At 69.9% G+C, this 10,960-nt stretch carries 14 protein-coding genes; 5 read left to right on the forward strand and 9 right to left on the reverse strand.

Going from position 1 to position 10,960, the window contains the following annotated elements; all coding sequences use genetic code 11:
• Positions 1–15: 15 nt before the first annotated feature.
• Entirely contained in the window at positions 16–912 is an 897-nt protein-coding gene (locus ACZ3HL_RS21930) for a DNA-3-methyladenine glycosylase family protein (RefSeq protein WP_465417068.1), read from the forward strand.
• Positions 913–950: 38 nt separating this feature from the next.
• Here the strand turns inward: ACZ3HL_RS21930 and ACZ3HL_RS21935 are convergent, their stop codons facing one another.
• The 7 genes from ACZ3HL_RS21935 to ACZ3HL_RS21965 all read right to left on the reverse strand — a co-directional run bounded on the left by ACZ3HL_RS21935 (position 951) and on the right by ACZ3HL_RS21965 (position 5,950).
• The gene (locus ACZ3HL_RS21935) at positions 951–1,139 is read right to left on the reverse strand and encodes a hypothetical protein (RefSeq protein WP_465417066.1); all 189 of its coding nucleotides are present in this window, start codon (positions 1,137–1,139) and stop codon (positions 951–953) included.
• A 67-nt stretch (positions 1,140–1,206) separates the two neighbouring features.
• The gene (locus tag ACZ3HL_RS21940) at positions 1,207–1,557 is read right to left on the reverse strand and encodes a GntR family transcriptional regulator (protein ID WP_465533144.1); all 351 of its coding nucleotides are present in this window, start codon (positions 1,555–1,557) and stop codon (positions 1,207–1,209) included.
• Positions 1,558–1,640: 83 nt separating this feature from the next.
• Complete coding sequence (locus ACZ3HL_RS21945; RefSeq protein ID WP_465533146.1) at positions 1,641–2,321, reverse strand: hypothetical protein; 681 nt, start codon at positions 2,319–2,321, stop codon at positions 1,641–1,643.
• A 30-nt stretch (positions 2,322–2,351) separates the two neighbouring features.
• Positions 2,352–2,897, reverse strand: coding sequence for an NUDIX hydrolase (locus tag ACZ3HL_RS21950; RefSeq protein WP_465533150.1), 546 nt, complete (start codon positions 2,895–2,897; stop codon positions 2,352–2,354).
• The gene (locus ACZ3HL_RS21955; protein WP_465417060.1) at positions 2,894–4,231 is read right to left on the reverse strand and encodes a coenzyme F420-0:L-glutamate ligase; all 1,338 of its coding nucleotides are present in this window, start codon (positions 4,229–4,231) and stop codon (positions 2,894–2,896) included. The genes ACZ3HL_RS21950 and ACZ3HL_RS21955 overlap by 4 nt, the downstream gene beginning before the upstream one ends.
• Positions 4,224–5,219: a 2-phospho-L-lactate transferase gene (cofD, locus tag ACZ3HL_RS21960; RefSeq protein WP_465533152.1), complete on the reverse strand. Its 996-nt coding sequence runs from the start codon at positions 5,217–5,219 to the stop codon at positions 4,224–4,226. Before cofD ends, ACZ3HL_RS21955 begins: the two co-directional genes overlap by 8 nt.
• On the reverse strand, positions 5,216–5,950 hold the full coding sequence (locus ACZ3HL_RS21965) for a GNAT family N-acetyltransferase (protein ID WP_465533188.1): 735 nt from the start codon (positions 5,948–5,950) through the stop codon (positions 5,216–5,218). The genes cofD and ACZ3HL_RS21965 overlap by 4 nt, the downstream gene beginning before the upstream one ends.
• 53 nt (positions 5,951–6,003) lie before the next feature.
• Between ACZ3HL_RS21965 and ACZ3HL_RS21970 the strand changes: the two genes are divergently transcribed.
• From ACZ3HL_RS21970 to dapC, 3 genes are all read left to right on the forward strand, one after another.
• Complete coding sequence (locus ACZ3HL_RS21970; RefSeq protein WP_465417056.1) at positions 6,004–6,204, forward strand: hypothetical protein; 201 nt, start codon at positions 6,004–6,006, stop codon at positions 6,202–6,204.
• Positions 6,205–6,314: 110 nt separating this feature from the next.
• Positions 6,315–6,635, forward strand: a complete 321-nt coding sequence (gene fdxA / locus ACZ3HL_RS21975; RefSeq protein ID WP_016331413.1) for a ferredoxin — start codon at positions 6,315–6,317, stop codon at positions 6,633–6,635.
• On the forward strand, positions 6,632–7,723 hold the full coding sequence (dapC, locus tag ACZ3HL_RS21980) for a succinyldiaminopimelate transaminase (RefSeq protein ID WP_465533154.1): 1,092 nt from the start codon (positions 6,632–6,634) through the stop codon (positions 7,721–7,723). The genes fdxA and dapC overlap by 4 nt, the downstream gene beginning before the upstream one ends.
• Here dapC and ACZ3HL_RS21985 read toward each other — a convergent pair whose 3' ends face one another.
• Entirely contained in the window at positions 7,724–8,332 is a 609-nt protein-coding gene (locus tag ACZ3HL_RS21985; RefSeq protein WP_465417052.1) for a TetR/AcrR family transcriptional regulator, read from the reverse strand.
• A gap of 79 nt (positions 8,333–8,411) precedes the next feature.
• Between ACZ3HL_RS21985 and ACZ3HL_RS21990 the strand changes: the two genes are divergently transcribed.
• Positions 8,412–9,815: an FAD-dependent monooxygenase gene (locus ACZ3HL_RS21990; RefSeq protein WP_465533156.1), complete on the forward strand. Its 1,404-nt coding sequence runs from the start codon at positions 8,412–8,414 to the stop codon at positions 9,813–9,815.
• Here ACZ3HL_RS21990 and ACZ3HL_RS21995 read toward each other — a convergent pair.
• A complete protein-coding gene (locus tag ACZ3HL_RS21995) occupies positions 9,791–10,759 on the reverse strand; it encodes a CHAD domain-containing protein (RefSeq protein ID WP_465533158.1) in 969 nt (322 codons plus the stop codon). The genes ACZ3HL_RS21990 and ACZ3HL_RS21995 overlap by 25 nt on opposite strands.
• Positions 10,760–10,960 lie beyond the last annotated feature (201 nt).

Genomic DNA, 10,960 nt, shown 5'->3' on the forward strand with positions numbered 1-10,960 from the left:
GGGTAGGTTCGGTGTGTGCGATTCCGTCCTGCCTTCGAGCTGGACCTGGACACGGTTCTGGGCCCGCTGAGCCGTGGATCGCGGTCGCCCAACGTCGTCCGCGCCGAGAGCGGGGTCACCTGGGTGGCCGCCAACACCGCGGACGGCGCGGGCACGCTCGCGCTGCTGCGGCGCGCGGACGGTGAGATCGAGGCGGAGGCTTGGGGACCCGGCGCGGACAGGCTGCTCGAGGGCGTTCCGGCGATGCTGGGCGCGCACGACGACGACTCCGAATTCGTCGCGCACCACGACGTCATCGCGTCGGCGCGGCGCCGCAACCCGGGGTTGCGCCTCGGCTCGACCGGCCGGGTGTGGGACGCGCTGGTGCTCGCCGTGCTGGAACAGAAGGTGACCAGCACGGAGGCGCTGCGGTCGTGGGGCGAGCTGTGCCGCTGGTTCGGGGAGCAGGCGCCAGGGCCGGGCCCGGCGCGGCTGCGGGTGCCGCCGACGCCCGTGGCCATCCGATCCATTGTGGACTGGAAATGGCATCGCGCCGGGGTGGACCTGAAACGGCGGACGACGCTGATCGCCGCGGCCCGCGTCGCGTCGCGGCTGGAGAAGGCCGTGGAACTGAAGGGTGTCGAAGGCCGGGCCTGGCTGCGGAAGGTGCCCGGCATCGGCGTGTGGACCGCGGCGGAGATCGCGCAGCGCGCCTGGGGAGACCCGGACGCGGTGAGCTTCGGCGACTACAACATCCCGTCGATGGTCGGGCACGCGCTGGTCGGCACGAAACTCGACGACGCCGGGATGTCCGAGGTGCTGGCGCCGTATTCACCGCAGCGGCAGCGCGCGGTGCGCTACCTCTCGACGGCCGGATTCCGCCGCCCGAGGTTCGGGCCGAAGATCGAACTCCGCGACTACCGCGCGATGTGATCGCGCGACCGCCGCGTTTAGTCCTCTGAATGCGGGAGTCAGTTGCCCCAGCCCTGCGGCGGGTAGGTCTGCTGCTGGCTCGGGTACTGCGGCTGCTGCTGCGGGTACTGGTGGTGCGGAAGAGCGGGCGGCTGCGGCTTGCTGTTCGACTTCACGAGGAAGTAGATCCCGACGCCGACTCCGGCCACGATCAGGGCGCCGACCACCAGTACCAAGAGGAAGACCATACCGAGAGCCTAACCGGACGGCCACGCATCAGCCTGGCGGCCGCGGCCAGGACAAGCGGCTCGGCGGTCAGCTCAGCGCGGCGTCGACGATCGCCTTGGCTTCGTCGCGGCCGAGACCCAGCTTCCTGGTCAGCGCGGCGTAGTCGGCGGCCGCCTGCCTCGCCCGTTCGCGGGTCTCGTCACCGACGGCGCTCACGAACGTCCCGGCCCTGCCGCGGGTCTCGATCAGACCCGCCTCTTCGAGTTCGCGGTAGGCCTTGGCGACCGTGTTCGGGGCGATGCCGAGGTCTTCGGCGAGTTTCCGCACGGTCGGGAGTTTCGCTCCGACGGGCAGGGTGCCGTCGTTGATCCGCTCCGCGTAGGCGGTGCGGACCTGCTCGAAGGGCGGGACCGAGGAGTTCGGGTCGACCCTGACCATGCGGTTTCTCCCTGCTGGAAATGCCGTGAAGGCCTCCTTGCCTACCTTGAGGGTAGGGAAGGAGGCCCGCACGGACAGCCGGACTACTGGCGGGGCGGGACGACCTGGGTGCGGTCGCCACCGGGGACGACCTGGGTGGCGTCGCCGCCACCGCCGGACACCACCTGTGTCCGGTCGCCGCCGTCGGGCGAGACGACCTGGGTGCGGTCCGCGGCGGGGGAGACCACCTGGGTGCGGTCGGCGCCGGCGTCCGCCTGCTGCTGCGGGGACACCACCTGCGTGCGGTCCGCGCTGCCGTCGATCGGCGGCCCCGGCGGCGGGAAACCGGGCTGAGCCGCGGCGAACGGGTTGGGCGCCGGGGCGCCGGGCGGCGGCGCGAAACCGGCCGGAGGTGCGGCCTGCGGAGGCGCGAAACCAGCCGGAGCGGGGGCGAAACCCGCCGGAGGCGGCGGGAAGCCGGGCGCCTGGCCATAACCGGGCTGAGGCGGCGGGAAACCTGGCTGCTGCTGCCAGTTGCCCTGCGGGGCGGGGCCACCGGCGGGCGGCGGCGGCGGGAAGCCGGGCGCCTGGCCACCGCCGAAGTTCGGGTTCTGGGGGAAGGTCATCGGCGGCTTCTTCGCCTGATTGACCTTCACGATGACCACCACGATCACGATGATGATGACGATGATCGCCAGGGCCAGCAGGAACCAGCCGAAGCCGTCACCGTCACCGCTGCTGTGGACCCGGACCCGGTCGAGATATGGCGTCAGCGCCGTCAGCATGATTCCCCCTTTAGGACGTCAGCCGACACCCTAACGGCCGGACGCCGCGGGCACGGCGGCTTCCATCAGTTCCGCGAGATCTTCGGACCCTTCCGGCAGGGAATCCACCGGCCACCAACGAAGATCGTCCGATTCGTCGCTTTGGACCGGTTGCGCTCCGCGGGGTGCGCGCACCACGAAACGCACGTCGAAATGCCGGGTGGGCACGCCGAGCGAGCACGTGATCGGGTGGACGTCGAGATGCACCGGCGCCGGGTCGATCACGAGGTCCTCGATGCCGGATTCCTCGCGTGCCTCGCGAAGAGCGGCGTCCGCGAGCGTCGCGTCGCCGGGTTCGCAATGCCCGCCGAGCTGCAACCAGCGACCGACTCGCGGATGCAGGGTGAGCAGCACGTTTTCCGCGTCGGCGTCGAGAAGGACGGCCGACGCGGTGATGTGCCCGGCCGCGCATTCGCGGCGGCAGACGTCGTCGCGGGCGGCGAGGAAGCCGAGATAGGCCTGGCGTAAGGATTCCTGGGTCGCGCCCACCGGTCGCCAACCGGACAAAGTGGACACAACGTCGTCGTGCAGGGTCACAGTTCGAGAAGTCCTTCACCGGGTTCGACGGAACCGCGCGCGGGCGGGAGCGCGGCGGGATGTCCGATCGCGACGGCGCCGAGCGGTTCCCAGCGTTCGTCCAGGCCGAGGACGTCGCGCACGATGTCCGCCGCGAAGATGGTCGACCCGATCCAGCACGAGCCGAGGTCTTCGGCGGCGAGCGCGACCAGCAGGCCCTGCACGGCCGCGCCGCCGGCGACGGTGAACATCGTGTGCTCGCAAGCGTTCCGGCGGTCGTCGCGGTAGGTGTGCGCGCCCTCGGCGACGAGGAACGGCACCACGACTTCGGGCGCGTTGTACAGGATGTCGCCGCGGCTGAGCCGTTTCGCGACCTGCTCGGCGGTGAAGTCGTCGCCTTCGAGGTCGGCCTGCCACGACGCCTTCATCGCGTCGAGAAGCTTGCGGCGCAAGCCTTCCTCACGCAGCCACACGAACCGGACCGGCTTCGTGTGGTGCGGCGCGGGCGCCGTCAGCGCCGTCCCGACCGCACGGCGCAGCACCTCGGGATCGACCGGTTCGCCGGTGAACGACCGGATCGAACGCCGCGCGAGCACGGCTTCCCGGCGGCCTTGGGCGATGGATTCGTTGGTGCCGAGGCGGAACAGATCCTCCTCGACCGGCCGCAGCAGTTTCCGGGCGGTGGAACCGTCGTCGGCCGGCTGCAAACCGCGCACGACGGCGACCGGTGTCCCGCCGAGCTTGCCCTTGACCAAATCCGCCGCGGCGGCGAGTTCGTCGGCGATCGCCACCTCGGTGACCGCGAGTTCGTTGCCCTGGCTGTCGATTTCGCCCGCGTACGAGTGCAGCACCCGCAGTCCGGACGCGCCGATCGCGGCGTCGGTCTGCCCGACTCGCCACGCGCGGCCCATGGTGTCGGTGACCAAGACGGCGACCTCGACGCCGAGCCGTTCACGCAGCCCGTTCCGCAGCGCGAGCGCGGAAGCGTCCGGATCGGACGGCAGCAGGGCGACCTCGCCGGAGGCCACGTTCGACGCGTCCACGCCGGACGCGGCCTGCACGATGCCGAGCTTGTTCTCGGTGATCACCGTCCGGTTGATCCGCGCGATCACCCGGACGGACTCCTCCTCGACGAGCTTGCGCCGGGCGGCGTCGCGTTCCTCCGGATCGGCGGGGACGCGGATCAGCATGCCCTCGACCTTGGAGACGATCTTGCTGGTGACGACCAGGACGTCACCCGAGCGCAGCCACGGGGCCGCCTCGACGATCGCGCCGGTCAGGTCGTCGCCGGGCCGGAACTCCGGCAGGCCTTCGACCGGCAGGATCTCGATCTTCGCGGAAGCGTGGTCAGTCAACGGAAACCCCCACCAGATCGAAGGCCGCGCGAACCATGGCCTCAGTCGCGTCCACATCGGACATCAGCAGCGGTACGTCGCGGACGGCGACCCCCGGCACGTCGACGGTCTCGCCCTCGGAGACCAGCCAGCCGTCGAGGACGCCGCCGGATTCCTTGCGGGAACCGTAATGCCGCCCGACGGCCTCGGCCGAGGTCTCCACGCCGATCGCGCTCAAGCACGCGTCGGCCATCCCGCGCAACGGCTTCCCGCCGATGATCGGCGAGACACCGACGACCTTCGCGCGCGTCTTCCGCAGCGCGTCGCGGATTCCCGGCACGCCGAGCGTCGTGCCCACCGAGACCACCGGATTGGACGGCGCGAACAGCACGATGTCGGCGGCCGCGATCGCGTCGAGCACGCCCGGCGCCGGTTTGGCCTCGTCGGCGCCGACGGCGATGATCGAATGCGCCTTCGGCTCGGCGCGGTAGCGCACCCACCACTCCTGGAAGTGGATCGCCTTGCGCTGGTCCGGGTCTTCCGGATCGTCGATCACGACATGCGTTTCGACGCGGTCGTCCGTCATCGGCAACAGGCGCACGCCCGGCTGCCAGCGATCGCACAGCGCCTCGGTGACCTGCGAAAGCGGATAGCCCGCCCGCAGCATCCGCGAACGGATCAGATGCGTCGCGATGTCCTTGTCACCCAGGCCGAACCAGGTCGGCTCGGCGCCATAGGCGGCGAGCTCCTCCTTGACCGTCCAGGTCTCCCCGGAGTGGCCCCAGCCGCGCTCTTCGTCGATCCCCCCGCCCAGGGTGTACATGCAGGTGTCCAGGTCCGGGCAGATGCGCAGACCGTGCATCCACACGTCGTCCCCGGTGTTCACCAGCGCGGTCACCTCGTGCGGTGATTCCGGCGCGGAACCCTTCGCGGGCAGACCCAGTGCTTGTTTGACCCCCAGCAGGAAGCGGGCCCCGCCCACTCCGCCGACCAAAATGACGACCTTCACGACGGGCGATCCTCGCACGCCCCCGGAGCCGGGGCCCAGTAGCGGTACCTGTGGTGCTCCGTACAGCCCAGGCTTTCGTACAGCTTCAGCGCACCGGAGTTCGCCACCGCGACCTGCAGCACCATCCCGGTCGCGCCCTGAGCGGCGCCCCAGCCGCCCACGGCGTCCATCAGCCCGCGTGCCAGCCCTCGCCGCCGGAACTCCGGCCGTACCGCCAACCGGGCGATGTGCAGCCACTCGCCGACGACCGCTCCGCGTACCGCGCCGGCCGTGACGCCGTCCAGTTCCACGACCCCGAAACCGACCTTGCCGGTGCCGAGGACATGCCGTGGCGCCTCCGCCGGATCCGCGCCGCCTGCCGTCAGTTCCCACCATCCGGACGTCGGTTCGTCGAGAATCACCGCTCCCGCCGAGGTCCCGTGCGAGAGTGGCCCGGTCAGCACGCGGACCTCGTGCGCGGGCCGGTGTTCCACATACTGGACCCAGCCGCAGGCGGCGATGGCGTCCTCCAGGGACGTGTTCTGGATCACCTGAATCACCGGCGGGATGGCATGATCGTGGGCGAAGTCACAGACCGCCCGCAGGGCGTCTGGCAGCGGTTTTCCCGGGTCACCGATCGCCAGGGCACTGTTGGCCCGGGCGGTGAACCCGTCCGCCCAGCGGAGCCTCCAGTCGCCGATCCGGCTCTCCAGCAGGGGAGTCCAAGCCTGGCTACAGGTGAGCTCGAGCATTTCCGCACTGTTCACGGTTAGATTGTGCCAAGGAAGGCAGTGGAGGGACCCCGATGAGCATCGCGCGCAAGGACGACAGGCACAACGAAGACCTCGTCCGCGAGATCTCGGACGGCTTCAACCGGGCATTGGGCGCGGAAAAGGCCGTCGAGCAGGACGAGAAAGGCACAGCAGCGGCGAAGCCCGCCGCGCCGAAGTTCGTCATCACCGGGGACAGCAGGGCCACTCCGCCGCCGCGCCGGAAAGACCGCTGAACGCCCATACCCGGGGTACGGATAAGGGTGGCCTAAGCGGGCCGGTCGAGCCCGTGGGCGCGTAATGTCCGTTGCAGACTGGTGAAGCAGAGATAAAGCAGGAGTACGCAGTGACCTACGTGATCGCCGAGCCCTGCGTCGACGTGCTCGACAAGGCGTGTATCGACGAGTGCCCCGTGGACTGCATCTACGAGGGTGACCGCATGCTGTACATCCACCCGGACGAATGTGTCGACTGTGGTGCCTGCGAGCCGGTCTGCCCCGTCGAGGCGATCTACTACGAGGACGACGTCCCCGACGAGTGGAACGACTACACCAAGGCCAACGTCGACTTCTTCGACGAGCTCGGCTCGCCCGGTGGTGCCTCCAAGGTCGGCAAGACCAGTCACGACCCCGCCTTCATCAAGGCTCTTCCCCCGCAGGGCGAATGAGCCGGGTCGCTCTTCCCGATTTCCCCTGGGACTCCCTCGCCGAGGCGAAGGCGAAGGCCCAGGCGCATCCCGGCGGCCTCGTCGACCTGTCGATCGGCACGCCGGTGGACCAGGTCCCCGAGAGCATCCGCGCGGCGCTCGCGTCCGTGTCGGAGATCCCGGGGTACCCGACCACGCACGGGATCCCCGAGCTCCGGGCCGCCGCGATCGACGCGCTTTCGCGGCGGCACGGCATCGAGGGTGTTCCCGAGGCGGCCGTGCTGCCGACGATCGGTTCGAAGGAACTGGTCGCTTCGCTGCCGCGGCAGCTGGGGTTCGGTCCCGGCGATCTCGTCGTGATCCCCGAGGTGGCGTACCCGACCTACGAGGTCGGTGTGCTGCTGGCGGGTGCCTCCCTGCTGCGCGCGGACAGCACTTTCGCGGTCGGCCCGCAGCGGCCGTCGATGCTGTGGATCAACTCGCCGTCCAACCCGACCGGGCGCGTGCTCGGTGTCGACCACCTGTGCAAGGTCGTCGAATGGGCGCGCGAACGCGATGTCGTCGTGGTCTCCGACGAGTGTTATCTGGCGCTGGGCTGGGAAAGCGAGCCCGTGTCGATCCTGCACCCGGACGTGCACGGCGGTTCCCTCGACGGTCTGCTGGCCGTCCACTCGCTGTCGAAATCCGCGAACCTCGCCAGCTACCGCGCCGGATTCGTCACCGGTGACCCGAAGCTCGTCGCCGGGCTGCTGGAGATCCGCAAACACTCCGGGCTGATCGTGCCCCGGCCGGTGCAGGAGGCCATGGTCGCCGCGCTGAAGGACGACGAAGCACTTGCCGCGCAACGGGAACGCTACGCGCGCCGTCGGCTGGTGCTGCGGAAGGCGTTGCTGGACAGCGGTTTCGAAATCTCGCACTCCGAGGCCGGGCTGTACCTCTGGTCCACGCGCGGGGAATCCGCGCTCGACACGGTCGACTGGCTCGCCGGACGCGGCATCCTCGCCGCGCCGGGCACGTTCTACGGGCCGACCGGGGGGAACCACGTCCGGATCGCCCTGACGGCGACGGACGAGCGGATCGACGCGGCCGTGGAGCGGCTCGCTTCCTGACTAGGGCACGTCGCGGCCCGTGAAGCCCCGGTAGATGAACCGCGTCAGCGCCTCGATGGCTTCCTCCTCGGAGACCGACGACGGGTCCAGCAGCCACGTGTGCGCGAATCCGTTGACGAGTTCGGCCATCATCGCGAGCGTGACCCGCTCCGACGCCGGGAGTTCCATACCCGCCGCGGTGATGTACCCGAGGTGGTCGAGAAGGTCCGCCGCCTGAGCGGCGCCGAAACGCGCGTACGTGCGTGCGAACTCGTCGCTGACCATCGCGGCCTGGCGCAGCGCGAGCATCGTCGCGGCGTTGTCGCGGTGGAAGTTCCAGTACTCGCAGACGTGCCAGTGCACGGCTTGCGGGTCGCTGAAGTCGGGCATGTGCTCCGGTGAGGCCGCGTTGACGTCGCTCTCCGCCGCGAGATCCTCGAGGAGCGCTTCGAGCAGTTCTTCCTTGCTCGCGAAGTGGTTGTAGAACGAACCCGCCGCGCGCCCGGCCTCCGCCGTGATGTCGGTGATCTTGGTGTTCAGGTACCCCTTCGCCGCGAAAACGCGCTTCGCCGCCTCTTTGAGCGCGGCCTCGGTCTCCGCCGCCTTCTCCTTGCGGCTCATCGCCGTCATCGGCACCTCCTTGACACGGAAGGCTAGCAACGAGCATAGTGAATTTGGATTCACTGAATCTCAATTCACTGGAGGAGAGATGACCGAGGTGCTGATCGCGGGAGCCGGGCCGACCGGGCTCACGCTGGCCATCGACCTCGCGCGCCGCGGCGTCGGCGTGCGGATCGTGGAGAAGGCCGAGACGTTCTTCGAGGGCTCACGCGGCGACGGGCTGCAACCGCGCACGCTGGAGGTGTTCGAAGATCTCGGCGTGCTGGACGCGGTACTGGCCGCCGGGCAGCCACCGGTGCCGATGCGGATCCACCTGGGCGGCGAGGTGGTCGGGGAGCGGATGATGGCCGAGCTCGCCGAGCCGACCCCGGACGTGCCGTATCCGAACGGGTTCTTCCTCGGCCAGTCCCGGACCGAGGGCATCCTGCGCGACCGGCTCGCCGAATTCGGCGTCCAGGTCGAACTCGGCACCCCGTTGCTCGGCTTCGAGCAGGACGCCGGCGGTGTGACGGCCGAGCTGCCGGGCGAGCGGGTGCGGGTCGACTACCTCGTCGGCGCCGACGGTGGGAAGAGTTTCGTGCGCAAGGCGCTGGGGATCGCGTTCGAGGGCACCACCGACGAATCGATCCGCATGCTGCTCGGGGATGTCCAGGCCGAGGGGCTCGATCGCGCGTACGGGCATTGGTTCGCGAAGCCCGAAGACCCGATGTCGGGGATCGGCCTCACGCCGCTGCCCGGGGTACCGCACTTCCAGTTCGCCGCGCCGCTGGGCGAAGAGGAGGTCGAGGCGTCGCTCGGCATCTTGCAGTCCCGGCTCGACGAGCTGTCCGGCGGTGGGATCCGGCTGCACGACCTCGCCTGGGCGACGGTGTGGCGGCCCAATATCCGGCTCGCCGTGCGGTTCCGGGAGGGCAGGGTGTTCCTCGCGGGCGACGCCGCGCACGTCCATCCGCCGACCGGAGGGCAGGGACTCAACACCGGCGTCCAGGACGCGTACAACCTGGGCTGGAAGCTCGCCGACGGTTCACCGGAGCTGCTCGACAGCTACGAGCCCGAGCGGCGCGGGGTCGCCGCGCGGGTGTTGAAGATCAGCACCGAAATCCTCGAGAAGTACAAGGAAGGCGCGGAAGACGCCCACGAGCGCGGGGAAAACACGCGTCAGCTCGACATCGGCTACCGAGGCGGCCCGCTCGCGCCCGCGGCGACCGGCCGGATCCGGCCCGGCGACCGGGCGCCGGACGCGCCGCTGAAGGACGCGAACGGCAGGTCCGTCCGGCTGTTCGAGTTGCTCCGCGGCCCGCAGGCGACGGTGCTGGTGTTCGGCGACGGTCCGGCGCCCGAAGGCGCGCGGCGGATCCTGCCCGCTGGCAGCGCGCTGTCCGACGCGGATTTCGAGGACGTCGGCGGGCATGCCTTCGCCGCATATGAAGCCGGGAGTGGGCGGCAGGTGCTGATCCGCCCAGACGGCTACCTCCGCGCGCTCACCGCTTGAGCGGCCTGGTCGACTTCGGCCCAGACGTCGCGCCACACGGCACGGACCTCGGCGCGGCGCAGCAGTTCCTTCTCCGCGATCCGGCCCGCGATGAAGGCGAGTTCGATGTCGGTCGTGTTCAAGGCTCCTCGCATGCGATCGGCGGCGACGCAAGCGTCCTGATGGTCTCCGAGGACGGTCTGGAAGTTCTTCGTGGCCTTGATCAACCGCTGAATCCGCTCCGCCTGCTTCTTCTTCGCGGCGGGCTTGGCCATCTCGGCGGCGTAGCGGAGTTTCTTGCCGTAGATGCGAAGCGCGTGAAGGTCGTCGTCCGGGGGATCGGCGGGTAGGGCCTTCACGGCCTTCGCGAGTTTTCGATGCGGCTTCGCGAGCCCGGCGACGAGGTCGGCCGAAGTCTGGGGACTCTCATCGGCTTCTTCGGTGGCGGGCTGCCGGGCGAGGCGGCCGATGTCCTGGAGCATCGAGGCGTACCGGGGGCTGGCGAGCGCGCGGGTGAGCCGACGCTTCGCGACGCCGCGCTCGGTGACGAACTTCGACACCAGACGGCGCGCGGCAGGCTGGTCGCGCACCTCGAACTCGGCGACGACCTCGCGGAGATGCCCGATCAGGACGTCGTAGTCGCGGACGTCGCCGAGGGACTGGCCGAGCCAGCCGAGTTCGGCGCGCACCGGCACGGCGTCCGGGCCGACGAGGCGGCCCGAGAGCTTGAGGACACTCCGCATGCGGCGCAGCGCGACGCGCATCTGGTGCAGATCTTCGGGATCGGCGCCGGATTTGGTGCCCGGCTCGTGCGCGAGGAGCGCGCGGATCTCGACGTCGAGTTTGACGCGGACATGGGTGGCCGCCGGATCGCCCGGTCCCGCTTGCGCGGGACGGTCGCCGAGCCCGAGCGCGGCCGGAGTGGTCGAAGGGACGTTCTTGCGCGGCAGGGTCTCGGCTGTCACAAGATGAATTCTAGGTGAACCGGCAAGGTGGTCCGGGCCGTGAGAGAAGCAAGGGACCTTTGCTACCGCCCTCCGGGGGAGAGTGGTAGCAAAGGTCCCTTGCTCTCTTTTGGTGCCGCCGAGGGTGTCGCGAAAGCCACTTTCGGGACATCAGACGTCGCGAAAGTGGCTTTCGCGACACCCGAGAGTCCCAGGCGGTAG

The organism is Amycolatopsis sp. NPDC000009 (genome assembly GCF_055563465.1).

Excerpts from the sequence above, each read along its gene's own strand:
- ACZ3HL_RS21990 (WP_465533156.1), top strand. The coding sequence starts at position 8,412 with ATGACCGAGGTGCTGATCGCGGGAGCCGGGCCGACCGGGCTCACGCTG.
- ACZ3HL_RS21970 (WP_465417056.1), top strand. The coding sequence starts at position 6,004 with ATGAGCATCGCGCGCAAGGACGACAGGCACAACGAAGACCTCGTCCGC.
- ACZ3HL_RS21935 (WP_465417066.1), bottom strand. The coding sequence starts at position 1,139 with ATGGTCTTCCTCTTGGTACTGGTGGTCGGCGCCCTGATCGTGGCCGGA.
- ACZ3HL_RS21985 (WP_465417052.1), bottom strand. The coding sequence starts at position 8,332 with ATGACGGCGATGAGCCGCAAGGAGAAGGCGGCGGAGACCGAGGCCGCG.
- ACZ3HL_RS21940 (WP_465533144.1), bottom strand. The coding sequence starts at position 1,557 with ATGGTCAGGGTCGACCCGAACTCCTCGGTCCCGCCCTTCGAGCAGGTC.
- ACZ3HL_RS21945 (WP_465533146.1), bottom strand. The coding sequence starts at position 2,321 with ATGCTGACGGCGCTGACGCCATATCTCGACCGGGTCCGGGTCCACAGC.
- ACZ3HL_RS21965 (WP_465533188.1), bottom strand. The coding sequence starts at position 5,950 with ATGCTCGAGCTCACCTGTAGCCAGGCTTGGACTCCCCTGCTGGAGAGC.
- dapC (WP_465533154.1), top strand. The coding sequence starts at position 6,632 with ATGAGCCGGGTCGCTCTTCCCGATTTCCCCTGGGACTCCCTCGCCGAG.